The organism is Arthrobacter sp. zg-Y1219 (genome assembly GCF_030125545.1).
Classification (GTDB): domain Bacteria; phylum Actinomycetota; class Actinomycetes; order Actinomycetales; family Micrococcaceae; genus Arthrobacter_B.
This window is the reverse complement of record NZ_JASKLY010000009.1, coordinates 202,030-224,440: the sequence shown is the minus strand read 5'-3', so window position 1 is coordinate 224,440 and position 22,411 is coordinate 202,030. Positions and strand designations below refer to the sequence as shown.

Below are 22,411 nucleotides of genomic sequence, written 5' to 3'. Positions count from 1 at the left end.
CCCTTCAGAGGAGATCCATGATGACCCCGGAACCCCGTCCAGAGATTGACGACGACATCATTGAACTGGCGGGTCTGGTGTTCGACGCTGCGCGGGCCGGCGATACGGACGGGATCCGGAGTTTTCTGGACGCCGGCGTGCCGGTGAATCTCACCAACGGCTCCGGTGACACCCTGGTGATGCTGGCGTCCTACCATGGCCACGAGAACCTGACTGCCCTGCTGGTGGAACGGGGCGCCGATGTGAATACGCAGAATGACCGGGGCCAGACCCCGCTGGCGGGTGCTGTATTCAAGGGCTACACCGGGATCTTCCGCATCCTGCTGGAAGGCGGAGCGGACCCGGACGCCGGCTCACCCAGTGCACGTGATACGGCAGGCTTCTTCAAGCGGCAGGAAATGCTGGATCTGCTGCCATAACCCCGGCCGGGGCGGCGCCTAGGCGGAGAGCTGGACCTCGGAACGGATGCCGGCGGCGACAAATCCGGCGCCGGCAGCGGTCCTGGCAGCGCCAATGTTGTCCAGCGGTGCCCGGTACTGCGGAATCAGGCCTTCCGCCATGGCCTCTTCGACTGCGACTGAGGTGGCGTAGCGTCCCAGGCCCCGGCGCCTCGCGTCCGGCGCGGTGAGCGTACTGATGTCCGCGAGTATCCCGTCCCGGATGCTGTAACCGGCTCCGGCCAGCGGCACCGGTTCCTCAGCGCTGTCATCCACCACGATGAACAGCGTTTCCTTGCCGGACAAGCCGGCTGCAGCGACGTCGTCGGGCGGGCACCGGCGCTCCAGCTGCACCGCGAGCGCCTGGTCCTCGGCCACCGCGACTTCGTCGGCAGGCTCCACCGGCCCGGGGAAGGAATCGGCGAAACAAAGGCGCTCCGAGCCGACGGTACGCCCGCCGTACTCCATCGAGAGGCTGGCGAGCGCGGTGTGCCGGCTGAGCTCCTCGGTGCTCTTGCCGCGGGCGCGGTCCGCCGCCCACTCGGGCCCGCAGAACACCTCCCGGCCGAACAGCCGCACAAAGGACACCCGCCGCGACTGTTCCTGCACACTGTAAATGCGGCTGCCTCTCCCGGTTTCGGCAAGCGCATCATCGGCCAGGCCGAGGCGGCGGGACCAGGCGAGCTGGATGATCGCAATCGTTCCCGGATCCAAGTTCATACGTTCCAAACTACACCGGAGCGCTCCCCGGCCCGCGAAGTCAGCCGAAGAGGATGGAGGCTTCGTCGTAGCGGTGCTTGGGGACCGTTTTCAGGTTGTCCAGCGCCTTTTCAAAGCCCACGTGGACGATGTCGGTGCCGTTCAGGGCCACCATGGTGCCCCAGAGCTTGTCGATGACGGAGTCGATGGCGGCCATGCCCAGCCGGGTGGCCAGCACGCGGTCATACGCCGTCGGAACTCCGCCGCGCTGGATGTGTCCCAGCACCGTGGCGCGGGTCTCGATCCCGGTTCGGGCCTCGATTTCCGGGGCAAGCAGTTCGCCGATGCCGCCCAGCCGCGGCCGGCCGAAGGCATCCAGGCCGCGTTCGGAGTGCGGGGATTCCATGTCGGTGGTCACGAATCCTTCGGCGACGACAACGAGCGGTGCACGGCCGCGGTCACGGGCCTGAGTGACCCATTCGGCGATCTGGTCCAGGCTCTGCGGGTTCTCCGGGATCAGGATGGCGTGGGCGCCGGCTGCCATCCCCGAGTGCAGTGCAATCCAGCCCACGTGGCGGCCCATGACCTCGGCCACCATGCAGCGGTGGTGGGATTCACCGGTGGTCCGCAGCCGGTCGATCGCCTCGGTGGCGATCTGCACGGCGGTATCAAAACCGAAGGTGTAATCGGTGGCATCCAGATCGTTGTCCACAGTCTTGGGCACGCCGACAATGTTCAGGCCGGCATCGGTGAGCCGCTGCGCCGCTGCGAGGGTGCCTTCGCCGCCGATCGCGATGATCGCGTCGATTCCCAACCGGTCCATTGTCGCCTTGATCTTCTCCGGACCGCCGTTGGGGCCATCGAAGGGATTGGTCCGGGAGGTTCCCAGAATGGTTCCGCCCTGCTTGGAAATGCCGCGGACACTGGCGCGGGGCAGATCGATGATGTCGCCGTCGACCACGCCGCGCCAGCCGTCCAGGAACCCAACGAACTCCTGACCATGGATCTTGATCCCCTTCAGGACGGCTCCGCGGATGACTGCGTTGAGTCCGGGGCAGTCGCCCCCACTGGTTAGGATGCCGATCTTCATGATTAACCTCTGGTTCCGTTGCGGGGCTGGTGGATCCTCAGCCTCGATTCTAGCCACCCCCGCCCGCCGGCCACTGCAGGACGGTGCTCTGCGGAGCCGCGGAGCCGGGAATGGGCAGCTAGCGCCTGTTGATCAGGCGTTCCAGGGCAATGCTGCCGTCGGTCTTCGGCAGCAGCAGCCAGGCGGCGAGGTAGGTCCAGACACCCACAAACGGCAGGAGGAAGCTGAGCAGGACGGCTATCCGGACCACGGCGACATCCCAGCCGAAGTGCTGGGCGACGCCGGCGCAAACGCCGCCTGCCCAGCCGTTGGTCCTGCGGACGGGGGAGGAATGCAGAATGCTAAAGAATCGGTTCATGGTTTCAGCTTGCCTCTTCGAATCGAAGTTGGAGGGCGGTTCCGCCCGGGGTGAAAAAGTTACTGCGCTCCGCTGTTCCGTCCCCCGTTTCGTCCGCTGTTCCGTCCCCCGTAGGCGCTGACCGCGCCGCCGACGAGCAGGGCTGCGCCGGTGCCGAGCGTCAGCCCGAGCAGGACGACCAGCGGGTCGAACGCTATGTCGGTCAGCAGCCAGGCCAGGACCAGGAGGCCGGCGGCCGTGAGGAGCAGGCCCCACACTATGGTGCTGGTCCGCGGACGAATACGGATATCCGGTGGAGGTGGTGACGGTGGGGATGCGCCGCTGGACGCTGCCACTGAAGCTTTGACCCAGGCCGCCCGGGCCGCGCTTGTTAACGCAGCACAGCACGCGGGCGGACCGGTCTCCGTCTATGTGGAGTGCACGGCGGACCGCGCCGAGATTTTCATCCGCGACCGCGGGACAGGTTTTGATCCGGACACAGTGCCCCCGGACCGGACCGGCTCGGCGTGCGTGAGTCCATTGTGGGACGCATGAGGCGCAACGGGGGCACCGCCCTCATCCGCAGCGGACCGGAGGGGACGGAAGTGCGGCTGGCGCTGCCGCTGTCCCTGCCCGGGGCGGAAGCGGGCACCAACACCAACCAGGCATCGGAGCATCCATGACAAGCACCACCACCATCACCGGCGAAGGCATCAATGTTGTAGTCGTTGATGACCACGCCATCTTCCGGTCCGGGCTGAAAGCGGACCTGGACGGCAGACTGCGGGTTGTCGCGGAAGCGGACACCGTGGAGTCGGCGATCGCCGCGATCCGCGCCCACCGCCCCGCCGTCGTCCTCTTGGATGTGCACCTGCCCGGCGGGGACGGCGGCGGCGGCGCGGAAGTGATCGCCGGCTGCCGGGATCTGCTGGGCAGCACCCGTTTCCTGGCACTCAGTGTTTCGGACTCGGCGGAAGACGTGGTGACGGTCATCCGCGCCGGTGCCCGCGGCTACGTCACCAAAACCATTTCGGGAGCGGAGATCTCCGACGCCGTGGTCCGGGTTGCCGGGGGAGACGCTGTGTTCTCACCGCGGCTGGCGGGATTTGTCCTGGACGCGTTCGGCACCGGCACCGTGGCCGCAGTCGATGACGAGTTGGACCGGTTGTCGGCCCGGGAACTGGAGGTGATGCGGCTGATCGCCCGCGGCTACAGCTACAAGGAAGTGGCCCGGGAACTTTTCATCTCCGTAAAAACGGTTGAAACCCACGTGTCCGCGGTACTGCGCAAGCTCCAGCTATCCAGCAGGCATGAGATCAGCCGGTGGGCCGCCGACCGCCGGCTGCTCTAGGGCAGCAGGCGGCCGGGAGGAGCACACGGTGCAGCTACTGGGCCCGGCCCAGAAATTCCTGCAGCCGGGACATGCCTGCCGCCAGGTCCTCGTCGCCGAGGGCGTACGACAGGCGGAGGTAGCCCGACGGCCCGAATGCCTCACCGGGGACCACCGCCACCTCCACCGTCTCCAGGATCAGTGCGGCCAGCTCCGCTGAGGTCTGCGGCCGCACCGGCCCGTTGCTGCCCGGGAATTCCCGCCCGAGGAGTCCGCGGACATCGGCGTAGGCATAGAAGGCGCCCTCCGGCATGGGGCAGACGACCCCGTCAATCGAGTTCAGCGCCGAGACCATGGCCTTGCGGCGGCGGTCGAAGGCAGTCTTCATGTCCTCGACGGCGGTCAGCGGCCCCGACACTGCGGCCAGCGCTGCCATCTGGGAGACGTTGGCAACGTTGGAGGACAGGTGCGACTGGAGGTTGGTGGCCGCCTTGATGACGTCGGCGGCGGCGATCATCCAACCCACGCGCCAGCCGGTCATGGCGTAGGTCTTGGCCACGCCGTTGAGCACAACCACCCTGTCGCCCAGCTCGGGCGCGGCGGTCGCGATGGAGGTGAACTCCACGCCGTCGTACGTCAGGTGCTCGTAAATTTCGTCGGTGACCACCCACAGGCCCTGCTCGGCTGCCCACCGGCCGATCGCCGCGACCTGCTCGGCGGGGTAGACGGCGCCGGTGGGGTTGGAGGGGGAGCAGAAGAGCAGCAGCTTGGTCTTGTCGGTGCGGGCGGCCTCGAGCTGCTCCACGGTCACCATGTAGCCCTGCTCGGGGCCGGCGAAAACCTCGACGGGAACCCCGCCGGCGAGCCGGATGGCCTCGGGGTAGGTGGTCCAGTACGGGGCGGGCAACAGGACCTCGTCGCCGGGATTCAAGAGGGTGGCGAAGGCCTCGTAGACGGCCTGCTTGCCGCCGTTGGTAACCAGGATCTGCGACGGCTCCACTGAGTAGCCCGAGTCACGCAGGGTTTTCGCCGCGATGGCCGTCTTCAGCTCCGGCAGGCCGCCGGCGGGGGAGTAGCGGTGGAAACGGGGGGTCCGGGCGGCCTCGACGGCGGCGTCGACAATGTACTCCGGGGTGGGGAAGTCCGGTTCGCCGGCCCCGAAGCCGATCACGGGGCGTCCGGCGGCCTTGAGGGCCTTCGCCTTGGCATCTACGGCAAGAGTGGCGGATTCTGCGATGGAGGCGATGCGCTCTGAAATACGGCCGGTGGAAGGCATGACGTTCCCGTCTGTGGTTGCGGTGGCGTGTTCCCTCCCAGTTTAGGTGCAGGGGCAGGTCCCGGCCGTTTCTTGCGGTCGGGGCGGCGCCGGAATCAGCGCGGAAAGAGCGCCGGAAGGTCGGCGCAGCGCGCCGCGATTCGGCGGGATCCGGCCGGGAAAATGACGCCGCAGCGCACCCCGGGCGGCCCGGTTCGACGGAACCGGAAACATTGAGTAGACTAGACCTTCGGTGTTGAAGTCTCGACACTGGTTCGTGCCCGTCGCCGGTTCGCTGACGAGGGGCATTACCGGTAGAGTTGATTTCCTCCATAGGGTAGTGGCGCAATTGGTAGCGCAGCGGTCTCCAAAACCGCAGGTTGCAGGTTCGAGTCCTGTCTGCCCTGCGCACGGCTGTCATCACGACAGCTCAGCAGTCCTTCATGAAGCAGCAGTCCCAGCACGCGCTGCGACTGTGAACCGAACAGATGAGTGAGGCGAAAGGTGACCGAGACAGCTGCCAGCAGCTCCAAGGGACACCCCTCCAGCGGGCCCAAGAAGCGCGGCTTCTTCGCGGCCATAACGCTCTTTCTGCGTCAGGTTGTTGCTGAACTGAAAAAGGTGGTTACCCCCACCCGCAAGGAACTGCTGAGATACACCCTCGTGGTCCTGGCCTTTGTGGTCGTGATGATCGTTATCGTGACAGTTCTGGATTTTGTCTTTGGTGCAGGAGCACTGTGGATCTTCGGTGAAGGCAGCGGCGAGAGCTAGCGCCCTGCCTGTGTTCCGCCCCAAGGGCAGGAACCGCAGGCCTTTGAGCTAGTGACAAACCCCATAGAGCTCTGAAGAAGAAAGCAGGAATCTACGTGTCCGAGCAAGAACTCGAATCACAGATCAATGACGAAACCGCTGATCTGGATGCCGAGGATGAAACGACCGCAGCGGACGCCGCCGAGGCCACCGCTGAGGGCGATGTGACGGCAGAAGACGCCGATACCGCCGATGAGGCCGTGAACTCTGATTCCGCAGACTCCGAAGACTCAGTCTCCGACGACTCCGCATCTGAAGGCTCCGCAGAAGATGATTCTGCAGAAGAGCCCGAGGAAGATCCCGCAGAGGCCTTCAAGGCCAAGCTGCGCCGCCAGGAGGGTGACTGGTACGTCATCCACTCCTACGCAGGTTACGAAAACCGCGTCAAGGCAAACCTCGAGACCCGCATCCAGACCCTGGACATGGAAGAGAACATCTTCGAAATCCAGGTTCCGATGGAGGAAGTCGTCGAGATCAAGAACACGACCCGCAAGATCGTCAACCGGGTGCGCATCCCCGGTTACGTTCTGGTCCGCATGGAACTGACCGACGCGTCCTGGGGCGTTGTCCGGCACACTCCCGGCGTCACCGGCTTCGTGGGCAACGCCCACAACCCGGTGCCGCTGAGCCTCAAAGAGGTTTACTCCATGCTGGAGCACACAGTGGTTTCCCCGAAGACCGAAGCCGGCAAGCCCGCGCAGGAGTCTTCGAACTACGCAGTGGACTTCGAGGTCGGCGAGCCCGTAACGGTCAACGAAGGCCCGTTCGAGACGCTCCAGGCCACGATCTCCGAGATCAAGCCCGAGTCCCAGCAGCTGGTGGTCCTCGTGACCATCTTCGAGCGCGAGACTCCGGTGACCCTTGGCTTCGGCCAGGTCACGAAGCTGCAGTAGCACAAAGACTTCGTTGTCTGCAGGTCCGCTTTACCCTGCCGGCAGCGTCCGGCCGCCACGCCATGGCGGCCACCAACCCGGACGGACGCTCCTGTTCCCCGGGAACATAATTTAGAGAAGGACCCTTTCATGGCCCCCAAGAAAAAGGTCACCGGCCTCATCAAGCTGCAGATCAACGCAGGTGCCGCCAACCCGGCTCCTCCGATTGGTCCGGCACTTGGCCAGCACGGTGTCAACATCATGGAATTCTGCAAGGCGTACAACGCTGCAACGGAATCCCAGCGCGGCAACGTCATCCCCGTGGAAATCACGGTCTACGAAGACCGTTCCTTCACCTTCATCACGAAGACTCCTCCGGCTGCCCAGCTGATCAAGAAGGCTGCCGGCGTCGCCAAGGGTTCCGCAACCCCGCACACCACCAAGGTTGCCAACCTGACGCAGGCCCAGGTCGAAGAGATCGCCACCATGAAGATGGAAGACCTCAACGCCAACGACGTGAAGGCTGCCGCCAAGATCATCGCCGGCACCGCCCGCTCCATGGGTATCACCGTAGAAGGCTAATCAGCCCGCACTTCCGGAAAGCGGGTCCGCCCGCCGACCAAACATTTACACTCATAAAAAGCTGATCGTGCCATCGGGCACGACGGCGTGTGGCAGGGCCGAGCGCGGTCCGACAGACCACGACTGCACAAGGAGAAAAAGCAGATGGCAAAGCGCAGCAAAGCATATGAAGCAGCTGTAGCCAAGATCGATGCGGACAAGCTGTACGCACCGGTTGAGGCTGTAGAGCTGGCGAAGGCAACCAACCCGTCCAAGTTCGATGCGACTGTAGAGGTTGCCTTCCGTCTGGGCGTTGACCCCCGCAAGGCCGATCAGATGGTCCGCGGCACGGTCAACCTGCCCCACGGTACGGGTAAGACCGCCCGCGTCCTGGTTTTCGCAACGGGCGAAAAGGCAGAGCAGGCTATTGCAGCCGGCGCTGACTTCGTTGGTTCCGATGACATGATCGAAAAGGTTGCAGCAGGCTGGGTCGACTTCGACGCCGCCGTTGCCACCCCGGACATGATGGGCAAGGTCGGCCGCCTGGGCCGTGTCCTGGGCCCGCGTAACCTGATGCCGAACCCGAAGACCGGCACGGTTACGCCGAACGTCGCCAAGGCTGTCACCGACATCAAGGGCGGAAAGATCGACTTCCGCGTCGACAAGCACTCCAACCTGCACTTCATCATCGGCAAGGTGTCCTTCGATCAGCAGAAGCTGGCCGAGAACTACGCTGCAGCCCTTGAAGAAGTTCTGCGCCTGAAGCCGTCCGCTTCCAAGGGACGCTACATCCAGAAGGCAACCGTCTCCACCACGTTCGGCCCGGGCATCTCCGTGGACCCGGCCGTGACCAAGGTACTTGCCGACGCGTAATTGGTTTTAGGCCTAACCGGCCCCAAGGGACGCTGGCCGTCCCGAATCCGCTGAAGGCGGCCGCAGCTTTTCGCTGCGGCCGCCTTTTGCGTATCTGCAGGCACTTCCGGCAGGATGTGAGCCATGACTCAAACGGTCCCCGTGATATCCCCGCTCGTCATTCCCTCAAGCCTGGACCCGGGGGATCCTGCCGCCGCGGACTTTATAGCCGCGGGCCAATTGCTGAACGACCACATGCTGGAGCTGTGGGGCAACACCGACTTCCATGACTCGCCTGCAACGCAGCTGGCCGGGTGCCGCCCCTCGCCGGTGCGGCGGCGGGTGCTGCTGGCCGCCCGCTCCGGCAGGGAGATTCTGGGGCTGGCGACGCTGAGCCTGCCGCTGGCCGACAACACGCACTCCGCCTCGGTGAAAGTGGTGGTGGCACCGCAGGCACGCCGGGCGGGGCTCGGTTCGCGCCTGTACGCAGCAGTCGAGCAGGCGGCGGCAGCCGGAGGCCGAAGGACGATCCTGAGCGAGACGGACCATCCGGAGCGGCCCGCTGCGGGCAGCGGCGGCACGCTTGCACCGAAAAGCGGAGCGGGCAGCATCCCCGCCGACGCTGCCGCTGTCTTCGCCTCGAAAAGCGGCTTTAGCCTGGAACAGGTGGAGCGGATCAGCAGGCTGGATCTGGCGGCAACCGCCGTCGGGCAGGAAGCGCTTGACGCCGCGGCAGCCGCGGCCGGTGCCGACTATGGTCTCGAATTCTGGCGCGGTGCGTGCCCGGAGCGCCTCGTGGACGCGTATGCGCGGCTGAAACAGACGATGAGCGTGGCTCCGCCAATGGCCGGCTTGGATGTCGAAGAGGAACAGTGGGACGCCGCCCGCGTCCGGGAGGCCGAGCGGAAGGCGCTGGACATGGACGCCGAGGTGCTGGTCAGTGCGGTGCGGCACCTTCCCACCGGAGCGCTGGCCGGGCACACGGTGCTGATGGTGTTCAACAGCAATCCGGCGGTCGCCTTCCAGGACGACACACTGGTTCTCCGGGAGCACCGGGGCCACCGGCTCGGCATGCTGCTCAAGGCCGCGAACCTGGTCCGGCTGCGGGAAGAGCTGCCGGAAACCGCCCGGATCTGGACGTGGAATGCAGCCGAGAACGAGCACATGCTGGCCATCAATGACGAGCTTGGCTTTCAGCCGGCGGGTTATTCGGGGGAGTGGCAGAAGGTGATCGGCGGCGCTTCCTGACGCCGCGCCGCCCGGCCGGACCGGCCCTGCGCAGGGGATTTGGCCGGGCGGTGATTCTCCCGTACTCTGGATATACCAAAGACCGTCGGTCGATGTGCTTTCAATCCCATCCTTAGCTCCCGGAACTCCAGGCGCGCGGGTGGACCTCGGTTGATCGGACATCCGAAAGTCCCTTCAGAGGGCGGCCTGCGCAGGTGAACGAACTCAGCAAACGGTACGCTTATGCGTTACCACTGCTCAGCCCCGTGCATCTGCCCGGGGCGTTTTTTATGTTCGGGACCCGATCCACCGGCACTATTCCCCGGAAGGAGGGTTAGATGGCAACGCCAACAAAGGTAACGGCTGTTGAAGAAATCGTCACCGATTTCAAGGATTCAACTGCTGCCGTCCTAACCGAATACCGCGGGCTCACCGTTGCACAGCTCAAGGAGCTGCGTCGTTCGCTCGGCCAGGACACCAAGTACTCGGTCGTCAAGAACACCCTGACTGGCATTGCAGCCAAGGAAGCCGGCATCGACGCGTTCGACGGCCAGCTTGCCGGACCTACTGCAATCGCCTTCATCAAGGGTGACGCAGTTGCAGCTGCAAAGAGCCTGACGGATTTTGCCAAGACCAACCCGCAGCTCATCATCAAGACCGGCGTTTTCGAGGGCAACAACCTCGACGCAGCCGGTGTTGCCGCTTTGGCTGCTCTTGAATCCCGTGAGTTCCAGCTCGCACGCGTCGCCGGTGTCCTCAAGGCACCGATGTCCATGCTGGTCCGCTCGGTAGATGCACTGCGCCTGAAGCTCGACGAGGGCACCGAATCTGCTCCCGCTGCGGAAGAGGCTCCGGCCGCCGCAGAAGAAGCTCCGGCCGCAGAAGCAGCCACCGAAGAGTAATCGCTCTTCCAATCCACACTCCGGTGCCGACGCACCACATAGGTGCCCGCGCACCACTTATAGGAAGGACGCCACACCATGGCGAAGCTGACCAACGAAGAGCTCATTGCAGCCTTCAAGGAACTGTCCATCATCGAGCTTTCTGATTTCGTGAAGCTCTTCGAAGAGACCTTCGACGTTACCGCTGCTGCTGTTGCAGTTGCCGGTCCCGCCGGTGGCGCTGCCGAGGCCGAGGAAGAGAAGACTGAATTCGACGTCATCCTCGAAGCCGCCGGCGACAAGAAGATCGCAGTGATCAAGGAAGTTCGTGCCCTGACTTCCCTGGGCCTGAAGGAAGCCAAGGACGTTGTCGACAGCGCCCCGAAGGCTGTCCTGGAAGGCGCTACGAAGGAAGCCGCAGAGAAGGCAAAGGACGCCCTCGAGGCTGCCGGCGCCACGGTTACCGTCAAGTAGTAGTTTTTTCCTTCCGCAGCTTTCCGCTGCGGAGAACAGAAAGACCCCGTTCCTTGGAACGGGGTCTTTCTGCGTTTCGGCCCGGAGCCGGGTGGATCAGGACAGTTCGCGGTAAAGCAGCAGCGCTTCGCCCTGGCCGCCGCCGCCGCACAGGGCAACCGCCGCCCGGCCGGAGCCGCGGCGCATCAGTTCATGGGCGGCCGTCAGCGCCAGCCGGGCACCGGAAGCACCGATGGGGTGGCCCAGCGCGATCGCGCCGCCGTGAAGATTGCACTGGTCCAGGTCCATGCCGAGCTCATTCAGGGACTGGACGGCCACCGCGCCAAAGGCCTCGTTGATTTCGATGAAGTCCAGGTCCGCGGCGTTCCACCCCGCCCGGTCCAGGGCGGCGAAGACGGCGTTGGCCGGCTGGGAGTGCAGGGTGTTGTCCGGGCCGGCCACCTGGCCCGGAGCGCCGACGACGGCGAGCACGTCGAGCCCGTTTTCCTCCGCATAGGTGCGGGTCGTGAGAATCAGGGCCGCGGCGCCGTCGGACAGCGGGGACGAATTTCCGGCGGTGATGGTGCCCTCGGGGTCAAAGGCCGGTCGGAGGCCGGCGAGCGTGTCCGAGGTGGTGCCGGGCCGGACCCCCTCGTCGGAGGTAAGCACCAGGGGCTCGCCCTTGCGCTGGGGAACGGTGACCGGCACGATCTCGGTGTCGAACACACCGGAGGCCATGGCTGCGGCGGCCCGGCGGTGGGAAGCGGCGGCGACTTCGTCCTGTTCCAGCCGCTTGATCGCCAGCTTGGTGTTGCCGCGCTCGGTGGAAACCCCCATGGACTCGTTGTCGAAGGCATCGGTCAGGCCGTCGTGGGCCACCGAGTCGAGCGCCGAAATGTTTCCGTAGTTCCAGCCCTGGCGGGACCCGGGCAGCAGGTGCGGGCCGCGGGTCATTGATTCCTGGCCCCCGGCAACCACCACGGTGGCCTCGCCGCCCCGGATCAGCCGCGCGGCGTCGATCACCGCAGCCAGACCCGAGAGGCACACCTTGTTGATGGTGACGGTTGGGACGTTCCAGCCGATGCCGGCCTTGATGGAGGCCTGCCGGGCCGGGTTCTGGCCGCAGCCGGCCTGGACGACGTGCCCCATGATGACCGCGTGCACGTCGGCGGCCGGAACACGGGCCTTTTCCAAGGCTCCGGCAATGGCGAAGGCGCCGAGTTCAACAGCGGTGAAGGAGGCGAGCTGGCCGTTCAGGCGGCCCTGCGGGGTGCGGGCTCCGCCAACGATGACCACATCGGTTCCGGCTGCTGCTTCTTGGCCTGCGGGTGCCTGGTCTGGGCGGTTGCTCATGGCGGGAATCCACTTTCGTCGTTGAATGTTGGGTGCGGCCGGCGGTGCACCAGGCACCTGCCCGGCATCCGCTGGGACGGCGGGCACGGATCGAGCGCTGGAACTAGGGTACGCCAACCGGCGGGGCGGAGGAGAGTGTCATCACACCGCGGGGAGGCCTTGCGCACCACCTGGACGTGCGATCCGCGCATCGTGCGGTAAGATATCTGTATCCGAAGCGTCAGCGGTGCGCCGGTGTTGCCTGTAGCTCCCCGTTCCACGGTGATCTGGTTGATCGAATTCTCTCGAATCCAGACACGGTCCGGCGGGTCGAGCGAAGCAGGGGTTGCGGTACCGGGTAGACTTGTCTGCCCGCAATGCCCTATAGTTAATATTTGCTTCCCTCTCTTAACCTTCAGCCTTCATATAGCGGTGGGCTTTGTCCTGTGCCAGGCCGCGTCTTCGCGCGCCCGGCAGGATGCAAGGACGCACGCGGACCAGGTCCGCTCTGTGCAGAGAAGGAGGCGCGAAACACGCCTGAAGGTCTGTGGAAGGATCCCTCTTGGTCGCCTCGAGCACCTCTAATAATGCAACCGCTAACATCCCGGAGAACATCGCTCCCCGGATTTCATTCGCAAAGATTCACGAACCGCTTGACGTTCCCAATCTTCTTGCCCTGCAGACCGACAGCTTTGACTGGCTTGTCGGCAACGAGCGCTGGAAGGCGCGCGTAGAAAAGGCCAAGCAGACCGGGGAACAGGGCATTGCCACCACCTCCGGCCTGGCCGACATCTTCGAGGAAATCTCCCCGATCGAAGACTTCCAGGGCACCATGTCCCTGAGTTTCACCGAGCCGGAATTTGCCGACCCGAAGTACACCATGGCTGAGTGCAAGGACCGGGACGCAACCTACTCGGCCCCGTTGTACGTTAAGGCCGAGTTCATGAACAACAACACGGGCGAAATCAAGCAGCAGACCGTGTTCATGGGCGACTTCCCCCTGATGACAGACAAGGGAACGTTCGTCATCAACGGCACCGAGCGTGTCGTTGTTTCCCAGCTGGTCCGTTCGCCGGGTGCCTACTTCGAGCGCACCGCGGACAAGACCAGTGACAAGGACATCTACACCGCGAAGATCATTCCTTCCCGCGGTGCATGGTTTGAACTGGAAATCGACAAGCGCGATCAGGTCGGCGTTCGCCTTGACCGCAAGCGCAAGCAGTCAGTTACCGTCCTGCTCAAGGCCCTGGGCTGGACCGAAGGCCAGATCCTGGAGACCTTCGGCGAGTACGACTCGATCCGCGCCACCCTGGAGAAGGACCCCACGGAAACCCGTGAGGATGCCCTCCTGGACATCTACCGCAAGCTCCGTCCGGGCGAGCCGCCCACGGTTGAGGCTGCCCAGACCCTGCTGGACAACCTGTACTTCAACCCGAAGCGCTACGACCTGGCCAAGGTTGGCCGTTACAAGATCAACCGCAAGCTGGGCATCGACAAGCCGCTGACGGATTCCGATGCTTCGGTCCTGAACAACGAAGACATCGTTGCGATGATCAAGTTCCTCGTAGCCCTGCACGCCGGCGAGAAGACCGTACCGGGCAAGCGCAACGGCGACGACGTGGACATCCGCGTCGAGGTTGACGACATCGACCACTTCGGCAACCGCCGCATCCGCGCCGTCGGCGAGCTCATCGAAAACCAGATCCGTACGGGCCTGTCCCGCATGGAGCGCGTTGTGCGTGAGCGCATGACCACTCAGGACGTCGAGGCCATCACGCCGCAGACCCTGATCAACATCCGGCCCGTCGTGGCAGCGATCAAGGAGTTCTTCGGAACCTCCCAGCTCTCGCAGTTCATGGACCAGAACAACCCGCTCGCCGGACTGACGCACAAGCGCCGCCTGTCCGCGCTGGGCCCGGGTGGTCTGTCCCGTGACCGTGCAGGCATGGAAGTCCGAGACGTTCACCCCTCGCACTACGGCCGCATGTGCCCCATCGAAACCCCTGAAGGCCCGAACATCGGCCTGATCGGTTCGCTGGCGTCCTACGCCCGGATCAACGCGTTCGGTTTCATCGAAACCCCGTACCGCAAGGTCATCGACGGCGTCGTCACGGACCAGGTTGATTACCTGACCGCCGACGACGAAGTTGAGCGCACCATTGCCCAGGCAAACGCTCCGCTGCGCGAAGACCAGCACTTCGCCGAGGACCTCGTCCTCGTCCGTGCCCGCGGCGGTTCCGGCGAGCCGGTTCTCGTTGAGCCCAACGGTGTGGAATACATGGACGTCTCGCCGCGCCAGATGGTGTCGGTGGCCACCGCCCTGATTCCGTTCCTGGAGCACGATGACGCCAACCGCGCCCTCATGGGTGCGAACATGCAGCGCCAGGCAGTGCCGCTGCTCCGTTCCGAGCGCCCCGTTGTGGGTACCGGCATGGAGAAGTACGCCGCCGTTGACGCCGGTGACTCCGTTACCGCCGTCAAGCCCGGTGTCGTCACCGAGGTCTCCGCTGATCTCGTCACCGTGATGAACGACGACGGCACTGATTCCAGCTACCCGATCATGAAGTTCGCGCGCTCCAACCAGGGCAACGCGTACAACCAGCGGGTACTGGTCTCCGAAGGCGCACGCGTCGAGGTCAACAGCATCATCGCCGACGGTCCCTCCACGGACCAGGGCGAGCTGGCTCTGGGTAAGAACCTGCTCGTGGCATTCATGTCATGGGAAGGCCACAACTACGAAGATGCCATCATCCTCTCGCAGCGCATGGTGTCGGACGATGTCCTGACCTCCATTCACATCGAGGAGCACGAAGTCGATGCCCGCGACACCAAGCTTGGTGCCGAGGAAATCACCCGTGACATCCCCAACGTGTCGGAGGAAGTGCTCTCCCAGCTGGACGAGCGCGGCATCATCCACATCGGTGCCGAGGTTGAAGCCGGCGACATCCTGGTTGGCCGCGTCACCCCCAAGGGTGAAACGGAACTGACCCCGGAAGAGCGCCTGCTGCGCGCCATCTTCGGTGAGAAGAGCCGCGAAGTCCGCGACACCTCGCTGAAGGTCCCCCACGGCGAGTCCGGCACGGTCATCGGTGTCCGCATCTTCGACCGTGACAACGACGACGAGCTGCCCCCGGGCGTCAACCAGCTGGTGCGCGTCTACGTGGCGCACAAGCGCAAGATCACGGACGGCGACAAGCTGGCCGGCCGCCACGGCAACAAGGGCGTCATCTCCAAGATCCTGCCGATCGAGGATATGCCGTTCCTGGAAGACGGAACCCCCGTCGACATCATCCTGAACCCGCTGGGTGTTCCGGGTCGAATGAACGTCGGCCAGGTCCTGGAAATCCACCTCGCGTGGGCTGCCAAGCAGGGTTGGAAGATCGAGGGAGAGCCGGATTGGGTCAAGAACCTGCCGTCCCTGCCGCGTGAATCCGGTCCCACCACGGTCGCCACCCCGGTGTTCGACGGCGCCAGTGAAGACGAAATCACCGGCCTGCTCGACTCCACCAACGTGACCCGTGACGGCAACCGCCTGATCGGTGCCTCGGGTAAGGCGAAGATGTTCGACGGCCGCTCCGGCCAGCCGTTCCCGGAGCCCATCTCGGTGGGTTACATGTACATCCTGAAGCTGCACCACCTTGTCGACGACAAGATCCACGCACGCTCCACCGGCCCGTACTCCATGATCACGCAGCAGCCGCTGGGTGGTAAGGCACAGTTCGGTGGCCAGCGCTTCGGTGAAATGGAAGTCTGGGCCCTGGAAGCGTACGGCGCTGCCTACACGCTGCAGGAACTGCTGACGATCAAGTCGGATGACATCCATGGCCGCGTGAAGGTCTACGAGGCCATCGTCAAGGGCGAGAACATCCCGGAGCCCGGCGTTCCGGAGTCCTTCAAGGTGCTCATCAAGGAAATGCAGTCGCTCTGCCTGAATGTGGAAGTCCTCTCCACCGAGGGCAACACGATTGAAATGCGTGACTCGGATGAAGAAGTCTTCCGGGCCGCGGAAGAACTGGGTATTGATCTGTCCCGCGCAGAGCCCAGCTCCGTAGAAGAGGTTTAGCCGAGCCGGCCGGTCCGCTTTTCGCGGGCCGGCCTCCGGCAGCCCCTTCCCGTACCCGAGACATTCAGATTTAGAGAACAAGAGAGAACAGGGACCCATGTCCAACGATTCCACGTTCGGCCTTATGCGAATCGGCCTTGCCACTGCGGATGAAATCCGCGGTTGGTCTTACGGCGAGGTCAAGAAGCCGGAAACCATCAACTACCGAACCCTGAAGCCGGAAAAGGACGGTCTTTTCTGCGAAAAGATCTTCGGTCCTTCCCGCGACTGGGAATGCTACTGCGGTAAGTACAAGCGCGTGCGCTTCAAGGGCATCATCTGTGAGCGCTGCGGCGTCGAGGTCACCCGTGCCAAGGTGCGCCGCGAACGCATGGGCCACATCGAGCTCGCCGCTCCCGTGACCCACATCTGGTACTTCAAGGGTGTTCCGTCCCGTCTGGGCTACCTCCTGGACCTGGCACCGAAGGACCTCGAAAAGGTCATCTACTTCGCTGCCTACATGATCACCTCGGTCGACGAAGAGAACCGCCACGCCGAACTGCCGAACCTGCAGGCCGAGCACGACCTGGAGCGCAAGCACCTCGTCGACCAGCGCGACTCCGACATTGCCGCCATCGCCAAGGATCTTGAAGGCGAAATTACCCGCCTCGAGGGCGAAGGCGCCAAGGCCGCCGACAAGAAGAAGGCCCGCGACTCCGCCGACCGCCAGATGGCCAAGGTCCGCCGCGACGCCGACAACAACATCGAGCGCCTCGAGCAGGTCTGGGAACGCTTCAAGAACCTCAAGGTCGGCGACCTCGAGGGCGACGAAGGCCTCTACCGCGAACTGCGCGACCGCTACGGTCTGTACTTCGAAGGCTCCATGGGTGCCGAAGCCATCAAGCAGCGCCTTGAGGACTTCGACATGCAGGCCGAGTCCGAGCTGCTGCGCGACATCATCCAGAACGGCAAGGGCCAGCGCAAGACGCGCGCCCTGAAGCGCCTGAAGGTTGTCAACGCGTTCCTGACCACGACCAACAGCCCGCTGGGCATGGTCCTGGACGCCGTCCCGGTGATCCCGCCGGAACTGCGCCCGATGGTTCAGCTCGACGGCGGACGTTTCGCAACGTCCGACCTCAACGACCTGTACCGCCGCGTCATCAACCGCAACAACCGCCTGAAGCGCCTGCTGGACCTCGGTGCCCCCGAGATCATCGTGAACAACGAAAAGCGGATGCTCCAGGAAGCTGTTGACTCCCTGTTCGACAACGGCCGCCGCGGCCGTCCGGTCACCGGACCGGGCAACCGTCCGCTGAAGTCGCTGTCCGACATGCTCAAGGGCAAGCAGGGCCGCTTCCGCCAGAACCTCCTGGGTAAGCGCGTTGACTACTCCGGCCGTTCCGTCATCGTTGTCGGCCCGCAGCTGAAGCTGCACCAGTGCGGTCTGCCCAAGCAGATGGCCCTGGAGCTCTTCAAGCCGTTCGTGATGAAGCGCCTGGTTGACCTCAACCACGCGCAGAACATCAAGAGCGCCAAGCGCATGGTCGAGCGTTTCCGCCCGCAGGTCTGGGACGTGCTGGAAGAGATCATCACCGAACACCCGGTGCTGCTCAACCGTGCACCCACCCTGCACCGCCTGGGTATCCAGGCATTCGAGCCGCAGCTGGTTGAAGGCAAGGCCCTTCAGCTGCACCCGCTCGTCTGCGGCGCATTCAACGCCGACTTCGACGGTGACCAGATGGCAGTGCACCTGCCGCTGAGCCCGGAGGCCCAGGCCGAGGCACGCATCCTGATGCTGTCCTCGAACAACATCCTGAAGCCCTCGGACGGCCGTCCGGTGACCCTGCCCTCGCAGGATATGATCATCGGCCTGCACCACCTCACCACCAAGAAGGAAGGCGTTGCAGGCGAAGGACGGTTCTTCACCTCACCGTCCGAAGCCCTGATGGCGTACGACCTTGGCGAGCTGGACCTGAACGCTCAGATCAGCATGCGCCTGGACGGCTTCGTGCCCTCCGCCGACCGTCCGGCTCCGGAAGGCTGGGTCGAAGGCACTCCCGCCCTCATCCAGACCTCCCTGGGCCAGGTCATCTTCAACCAGACCCTGCCGGCGGACTACCCGTGGGTTGAGAAGGTTGCAGACAAGGGCCAGCTGTCCACGATCGTGAACGACCTGGCCGAGCGCTACCCGAAGGTCATGACGGCGGCAACGCTGGATAACCTGAAGGACGCCGGTTTCTACTGGGCCACCCGCTCGGGCGTTACCGTTGCCATCTCCGACATCTCCGCGCCGATCGACAAGCCGGCCATCATGGAGGTTTACGAAGCACAGGCCGCCAAGGTTGAAGTGCAGTACGGCAAGGGCCTGATCGCCGAAGACGAGCGCCGCCAGGAGCTCATCGACATTTGGAACAAGGCAACCAACGAGGTTGCCGCGGCCATGCGTGCGAACATGCCCAAGGAAAACAACATCAACCGCATGGTGTCTTCGGGTGCCCGCGGTAACTGGCTGCAGGTCCGGCAGATTGCCGGTATCCGTGGCCTGGTGGCCAACCCGAAGGGCGAGATCATTCCCCGCCCGATCAAGTCCTCGTACCGCGAGGGCCTGTCGGTGCTGGAGTACTTCATCGCCACCCACGGTGCCCGTAAGGGTCTTGCCGATACCGCTCTGCGTACCGCCAACTCGGGTTACCTGACCCGTCGTCTGGTGGACGTTTCCCAGGACGTCATCGTCCGCGAGGAAGACTGCGGCACCGAGCGCGGCCTGAACGTGACCATCGCGGTTCCGGACTCCAACGGCGAACTGCAGCTGCACGAAGAGGTCGAGAACTCGGCGTACGCCCGTACGCTGGCCACCGACGTCACCGATGGCCAGGGCAACGTCCTGGCCAAGGGCGGCGACGATGTGGGCGACGTCCTCATCGCCAAGCTGTTCGAAGCCGGCGTCACGGACATCAAGGTCCGCTCCGTACTCACCTGCGAGTCCGCCGTCGGTACCTGTGCGCTTTGCTACGGCCGCTCCCTGGCCACGGGTAAGACCGTGGACATCGGCGAGGCCGTGGGCATCATTGCCGCTCAGTCCATTGGTGAGCCGGGTACCCAGCTGACCATGCGTACCTTCCACACCGGTGGTGTTGCTTCCGCGGAAGACATCACCCAGGGTCTGCCCCGTATCCAGGAGCTCTTCGAAGCACGTACCCCCAAGGGTGTTGCTCCGATCTCCGAGACCGCGGGCCGGGTCACCATCGAAGAGTCCGACCGCCAGATGCGTCTGGTTGTCACTCCCGATGACGGCTCCGAGGAAATCGCGTACCCGGTCCTGCGCCGTGCCCGCCTCCTGGTTGCCGACGGCGACCACGTCGAGGTTGGCCAGCAGCTGGTCTTCGGTGCGGTGGATCCCAAGCAGATCCTCCGTATCCTCGGCCCGCGCAAGGCACAGGAATTCCTGGTGGACGAAGTCCAGCGCGTGTACCGCAGCCAGGGCGTAGGCATCCACGACAAGCACGTGGAAGTCATCGTCCGCCAGATGCTGCGCCGCGTGACCGTGATCGAGTCCGGCGACTCCGACCTGCTCCCCGGTGAGCTGGCCGAGCGCCGCCGCTTCGAGAACGAGAACCGCCGCGTGGTCTCCGAGGGCAAGAAGCCGGCCTCCGGCCGTCCCGAGCTCATGGGTATCACCAAGGCATCGCTGGCGACCGAGTCCTGGCTGTCCGCTGCTTCCTTCCAGGAAACCACCCGCGTCCTGACGCAGGCGGCCATGGAAGGCAAGAGCGATCCGCTGCTCGGCCTCAAGGAAAACGTCATCATCGGTAAGCTGATCCCGGCCGGAACGGGCCTGCCCCGTTACACCGAGGTCACTGTCGAGCCGACCGAAGAAGCAAAGGCCAATCTGTTCACCGGCCCGAGCGCCTTCAGCGACTTCGACTACGCCGGAGTGGACGGCGGCCTGAGCCCCGAGTTCCACGCCATCCCGCTGGATGATTACGACATGGGCAGCGACTTCCGCTAACCAGCAACGCTTCGTCCCGGTTTCGCCCGAAACCAGCCTGAAGCAAGGGAAGGTCCCGCACCGTTTGGTGCGGGACCTTCCGCGTTAAGCGGACTGCCGCTCACGCTGTGCCAGACTTTCAGAATGGCCAATTCCCCCTCCGGCGACTCCATGACCAGCCGGATCGTGCGCATCATCAGCGCGTTTGACGGGACGCACCCCGCAATGTCCGTCGCCGCGCTGTCCCGGCGCGCCGGCCTGCCGCTTTCCACGACGCACCGGCTGGCAACCGACCTGGTGGCCCACGGCCTGCTGCAGCGCGAGCCCGGGGGAGGCATCCGGCCGGGCATCCGGCTCTGGGAACTGGCCAGCCGCAGTGCCAGCGCCCTGGACCTCAGGGCGGTCGCCATGCCGTTCATGGAGGACATCCAGGCCGTGGTGCGCCAGCACACCCAACTGTCGGTGCTGCAGGACGACGAGGTGCTCTTTATCGAACGGCTGTCCAGCCGCGGGTCGGTCCTGAACCGGGCCCGGGTCGCCAACCGGCTGCCGCTGCACATCTCCTCGTCCGGGATGGTGATGATGGCGCACTCGCCACGGCATGTCCAGGAGGCCTACCTCGGGCGGAGCGCCGCCGGAGCCGGGCAGGACGCCGCACCCTCCGGCGACGGGCTGAGGCAGCAGTGGGCCGCGATGCGCCAGTACGGATACGCCAGCCTGCCCGGGATCGTCGTGCCCGAAACCACCGGCATCGCCGTTCCCGTTTTCGACGCCGCCGGCAACGCCGTCGCCGCCATCGGCGTGGTGGTGCCCACCGGCGCCGAAAATCCCGCCGCCACGGTGCCCGCGCTGATGACGGCGGCTCGGGGGATCACCCGCGGGCTCGGGGTGGGCTCCGCCCATGCCGGGCCGCACCACAACGCAACCTTTCCCATTCAATGAGAACCGCTTAGCAGTGCCCCTGTGCCGCCGCTCACACTGGAAGACAGTTCCAATCGGTCGTCATCCAAGGAGTACTGCATGGGCGCAGCGCGCACTGTCCTGAAAACCACTGTCGGCATTGTGGGCGGCGGCCCCGCAGGGCTCATGCTGTCCCACCTCCTGGCCTCCGCCGGGATCGACAACATCGTGGTTGAAAAGCGGGACCACGAGGCCATCCGGACCACGCACCGTGCGGGGATCCTGGAACACGGATCCGTGCGCATGCTGACGGAGGGCGGCGTGAGCAACCGGGTCCTCACCCACGGCCACCGGCATGACGGCATCGACCTGCGCTTCGGCGGCGTCAGCCACCGTTTGGATTTCCAGGACCTGGTGGGGGAGTCAGTATGGCTCTATCCGCAAAACGAGGTATTCGTGGACCTGGCCGCCGCTCGGGACCGCGACGGCGGCGACGTGCGGTACGCAGTCTCCGGCACCGAGGTCCTTGACCTGCTGACCGGCACCCCCAAAATCCGCTTCACCGACGCCGACGGCGCCGAGTTCGAGATCCACTGCGAGATCCTGGTGGGGGCTGACGGCTCCCAGGGCGTCTGCCGGCGGTCCATTCCCGCTGAACACCGCCGGGACAACTTCATCGAGTACCCCTTCGCCTGGTTCGGGATCCTCACCGAAGCGCCCCCGAGCGCACCGGAACTGATCTATGCCAACTCGGACCGGGGTTTTGCCCTGATCAGCCAGCGCAGCGACACCGTCCAGCGCATGTACTTCCAAGCGGATCCGACCGAAGACCCCGATGCCTGGACCGAAGACCAGATTTGGAACGAACTGCAGCAGCGCGTGGACGGTCCTGACGGCTTCGAACTCAAGCGCGGCCCCATCTTCGAAAAGACGCTCCTGAAATTCCGCAGCTACGTCTGCGAACCGCTGCGCTACGGCAACCTGTTCCTGGCCGGCGACGCCGGACACACAGTGCCGCCGACCGGCGCCAAGGGGCTGAATCTCGCCCTGGCCGACGTCCGGGTCCTCTTCGAAGCCATTGAATCCTTCTGCGCCGGCAACGGGGCCGGGCTGCTGGACGGCTACAGCGACCGCGCGTTGGAGCGGGTCTGGCGCGCCCAGAACTTTTCCTACTGGATGACGTCGATGCTGCACACCCGCACGGATGCCAGCGATTTCGAGCGCAAGCGGGCGCTGGGCGAGCTTGCCGGCGTCGTCGCCTCCCGCCACGGCAGCGCCTATCTCGCCGAGGCCTACACGGGGTGGCCGGGCAATCCGTAACAATTGTTCGCATCCTGAACATCTG

20 protein-coding genes and 1 tRNA gene are annotated in these 22,411 nt (G+C 64.8%); 15 read left to right on the top strand and 6 right to left on the bottom strand.

Annotation, left to right across the window (positions count from 1 at the left end; translation table 11 throughout):
* Positions 1-20 precede the first annotated feature (20 nt).
* Positions 21-419 (top strand): ankyrin repeat domain-containing protein, encoded by a 399-nt coding sequence (locus tag QNO00_RS05810; RefSeq protein ID WP_229964855.1) that lies wholly within the window; start codon positions 21-23, stop codon positions 417-419.
* 18 nt (positions 420-437) lie between these two features.
* Here the strand turns inward: QNO00_RS05810 and QNO00_RS05805 are convergent, their stop codons facing one another.
* The 4 genes from QNO00_RS05805 to QNO00_RS05790 all read right to left on the bottom strand — a co-directional run bounded on the left by QNO00_RS05805 (position 438) and on the right by QNO00_RS05790 (position 2,841).
* The gene (locus tag QNO00_RS05805; protein WP_229964856.1) at positions 438-1,157 is read right to left on the bottom strand and encodes a GNAT family N-acetyltransferase; all 720 of its coding nucleotides are present in this window, start codon (positions 1,155-1,157) and stop codon (positions 438-440) included.
* 40 nt (positions 1,158-1,197) lie between these two features.
* Entirely contained in the window at positions 1,198-2,226 is a 1,029-nt protein-coding gene (locus QNO00_RS05800; RefSeq protein WP_229964857.1) for a 6-phosphofructokinase, read from the bottom strand.
* A gap of 118 nt (positions 2,227-2,344) precedes the next feature.
* Positions 2,345-2,584 (bottom strand): PspC domain-containing protein, encoded by a 240-nt coding sequence (locus tag QNO00_RS05795; RefSeq protein WP_229964858.1) that lies wholly within the window; start codon positions 2,582-2,584, stop codon positions 2,345-2,347.
* Between the two features lie 59 nt (positions 2,585-2,643).
* On the bottom strand, positions 2,644-2,841 hold the full coding sequence (locus tag QNO00_RS05790; protein WP_284023899.1) for a hypothetical protein: 198 nt from the start codon (positions 2,839-2,841) through the stop codon (positions 2,644-2,646).
* Between the two features lie 273 nt (positions 2,842-3,114).
* Between QNO00_RS05790 and QNO00_RS17300 the strand changes: the two genes are divergently transcribed.
* The gene (locus QNO00_RS17300; RefSeq protein ID WP_349643467.1) at positions 3,115-3,246 is read left to right on the top strand and encodes a hypothetical protein; all 132 of its coding nucleotides are present in this window, start codon (positions 3,115-3,117) and stop codon (positions 3,244-3,246) included.
* Positions 3,243-3,914: a LuxR C-terminal-related transcriptional regulator gene (locus QNO00_RS05780; protein ID WP_284023898.1), complete on the top strand. Its 672-nt coding sequence runs from the start codon at positions 3,243-3,245 to the stop codon at positions 3,912-3,914. Before QNO00_RS17300 ends, QNO00_RS05780 begins: the two co-directional genes overlap by 4 nt.
* A gap of 34 nt (positions 3,915-3,948) precedes the next feature.
* On the opposite strand, the gene QNO00_RS05775 is transcribed toward QNO00_RS05780, so the two are convergent.
* Positions 3,949-5,169, bottom strand: coding sequence for a pyridoxal phosphate-dependent aminotransferase (locus QNO00_RS05775; protein WP_284023897.1), 1,221 nt, complete (start codon positions 5,167-5,169; stop codon positions 3,949-3,951).
* Positions 5,170-5,482: 313 nt separating this feature from the next.
* Here QNO00_RS05775 and QNO00_RS05770 point away from each other — a divergent pair.
* The 8 genes from QNO00_RS05770 to rplL all read left to right on the top strand — a co-directional run bounded on the left by QNO00_RS05770 (position 5,483) and on the right by rplL (position 10,825).
* Positions 5,483-5,555, top strand: a tRNA-Trp gene (locus QNO00_RS05770).
* A 97-nt stretch (positions 5,556-5,652) separates the two neighbouring features.
* Positions 5,653-5,919 (top strand): preprotein translocase subunit SecE, encoded by a 267-nt coding sequence (secE, locus tag QNO00_RS05765; protein ID WP_229964862.1) that lies wholly within the window; start codon positions 5,653-5,655, stop codon positions 5,917-5,919.
* Positions 5,920-6,014: 95 nt separating this feature from the next.
* Positions 6,015-6,851 carry a transcription termination/antitermination protein NusG gene (gene nusG, locus QNO00_RS05760; protein WP_229964863.1) on the top strand — a complete coding sequence of 279 codons (837 nt, stop codon included), beginning with the start codon at positions 6,015-6,017 and terminating at the stop codon, positions 6,849-6,851.
* Between the two features lie 129 nt (positions 6,852-6,980).
* Complete coding sequence (gene rplK, locus QNO00_RS05755; protein WP_229964864.1) at positions 6,981-7,412, top strand: 50S ribosomal protein L11; 432 nt, start codon at positions 6,981-6,983, stop codon at positions 7,410-7,412.
* A gap of 144 nt (positions 7,413-7,556) precedes the next feature.
* A complete protein-coding gene (rplA, locus tag QNO00_RS05750) occupies positions 7,557-8,264 on the top strand; it encodes a 50S ribosomal protein L1 (RefSeq protein WP_229964865.1) in 708 nt (235 codons plus the stop codon).
* Positions 8,265-8,387: 123 nt separating this feature from the next.
* Positions 8,388-9,491, top strand: a complete 1,104-nt coding sequence (locus tag QNO00_RS05745) for a GNAT family N-acetyltransferase (protein ID WP_284023896.1) — start codon at positions 8,388-8,390, stop codon at positions 9,489-9,491.
* 317 nt (positions 9,492-9,808) lie between these two features.
* Complete coding sequence (gene rplJ / locus QNO00_RS05740) at positions 9,809-10,372, top strand: 50S ribosomal protein L10 (RefSeq protein ID WP_229964867.1); 564 nt, start codon at positions 9,809-9,811, stop codon at positions 10,370-10,372.
* Between the two features lie 78 nt (positions 10,373-10,450).
* A complete protein-coding gene (rplL, locus tag QNO00_RS05735; RefSeq protein WP_229964868.1) occupies positions 10,451-10,825 on the top strand; it encodes a 50S ribosomal protein L7/L12 in 375 nt (124 codons plus the stop codon).
* A gap of 96 nt (positions 10,826-10,921) precedes the next feature.
* On the opposite strand, the gene QNO00_RS05730 is transcribed toward rplL, so the two are convergent.
* Complete coding sequence (locus QNO00_RS05730) at positions 10,922-12,157, bottom strand: acetyl-CoA C-acetyltransferase (protein WP_284023895.1); 1,236 nt, start codon at positions 12,155-12,157, stop codon at positions 10,922-10,924.
* A gap of 541 nt (positions 12,158-12,698) precedes the next feature.
* On the opposite strand from QNO00_RS05730, the gene rpoB reads away from it, so the two are divergent.
* The 4 genes from rpoB to QNO00_RS05710 all read left to right on the top strand — a co-directional run bounded on the left by rpoB (position 12,699) and on the right by QNO00_RS05710 (position 22,386).
* A complete protein-coding gene (gene rpoB / locus QNO00_RS05725) occupies positions 12,699-16,199 on the top strand; it encodes a DNA-directed RNA polymerase subunit beta (RefSeq protein ID WP_229964870.1) in 3,501 nt (1,166 codons plus the stop codon).
* A gap of 97 nt (positions 16,200-16,296) precedes the next feature.
* A complete protein-coding gene (locus QNO00_RS05720) occupies positions 16,297-20,187 on the top strand; it encodes a DNA-directed RNA polymerase subunit beta' (RefSeq protein WP_229964871.1) in 3,891 nt (1,296 codons plus the stop codon).
* A gap of 123 nt (positions 20,188-20,310) precedes the next feature.
* Positions 20,311-21,108 carry an IclR family transcriptional regulator gene (locus QNO00_RS05715; RefSeq protein WP_229964872.1) on the top strand — a complete coding sequence of 266 codons (798 nt, stop codon included), beginning with the start codon at positions 20,311-20,313 and terminating at the stop codon, positions 21,106-21,108.
* A 78-nt stretch (positions 21,109-21,186) separates the two neighbouring features.
* Positions 21,187-22,386 (top strand): 4-hydroxybenzoate 3-monooxygenase, encoded by a 1,200-nt coding sequence (locus QNO00_RS05710; protein WP_284023894.1) that lies wholly within the window; start codon positions 21,187-21,189, stop codon positions 22,384-22,386.
* Positions 22,387-22,411 lie beyond the last annotated feature (25 nt).

Bases quoted from the DNA above. Each gene is read 5' to 3' on its own strand.
- rplL (WP_229964868.1), top strand. From the start codon at position 10,451: ATGGCGAAGCTGACCAACGAAGAGCTCATTGCAGCCTTCAAGGAACTG.
- QNO00_RS05730 (WP_284023895.1), bottom strand. From the start codon at position 12,157: ATGAGCAACCGCCCAGACCAGGCACCCGCAGGCCAAGAAGCAGCAGCC.
- rplA (WP_229964865.1), top strand. From the start codon at position 7,557: ATGGCAAAGCGCAGCAAAGCATATGAAGCAGCTGTAGCCAAGATCGAT.
- QNO00_RS05710 (WP_284023894.1), top strand. From the start codon at position 21,187: ATGGGCGCAGCGCGCACTGTCCTGAAAACCACTGTCGGCATTGTGGGC.
- QNO00_RS05800 (WP_229964857.1), bottom strand. From the start codon at position 2,226: ATGAAGATCGGCATCCTAACCAGTGGGGGCGACTGCCCCGGACTCAAC.
- rplK (WP_229964864.1), top strand. From the start codon at position 6,981: ATGGCCCCCAAGAAAAAGGTCACCGGCCTCATCAAGCTGCAGATCAAC.
- QNO00_RS17300 (WP_349643467.1), top strand. From the start codon at position 3,115: ATGAGGCGCAACGGGGGCACCGCCCTCATCCGCAGCGGACCGGAGGGG.
- QNO00_RS05795 (WP_229964858.1), bottom strand. From the start codon at position 2,584: ATGAACCGATTCTTTAGCATTCTGCATTCCTCCCCCGTCCGCAGGACC.
- QNO00_RS05775 (WP_284023897.1), bottom strand. From the start codon at position 5,169: ATGCCTTCCACCGGCCGTATTTCAGAGCGCATCGCCTCCATCGCAGAA.
- QNO00_RS05780 (WP_284023898.1), top strand. From the start codon at position 3,243: ATGACAAGCACCACCACCATCACCGGCGAAGGCATCAATGTTGTAGTC.
- QNO00_RS05745 (WP_284023896.1), top strand. From the start codon at position 8,388: ATGACTCAAACGGTCCCCGTGATATCCCCGCTCGTCATTCCCTCAAGC.
- QNO00_RS05720 (WP_229964871.1), top strand. From the start codon at position 16,297: ATGTCCAACGATTCCACGTTCGGCCTTATGCGAATCGGCCTTGCCACT.
- QNO00_RS05810 (WP_229964855.1), top strand. From the start codon at position 21: ATGACCCCGGAACCCCGTCCAGAGATTGACGACGACATCATTGAACTG.
- QNO00_RS05805 (WP_229964856.1), bottom strand. From the start codon at position 1,157: ATGAACTTGGATCCGGGAACGATTGCGATCATCCAGCTCGCCTGGTCC.
- rplJ (WP_229964867.1), top strand. From the start codon at position 9,809: ATGGCAACGCCAACAAAGGTAACGGCTGTTGAAGAAATCGTCACCGAT.
- QNO00_RS05715 (WP_229964872.1), top strand. From the start codon at position 20,311: ATGGCCAATTCCCCCTCCGGCGACTCCATGACCAGCCGGATCGTGCGC.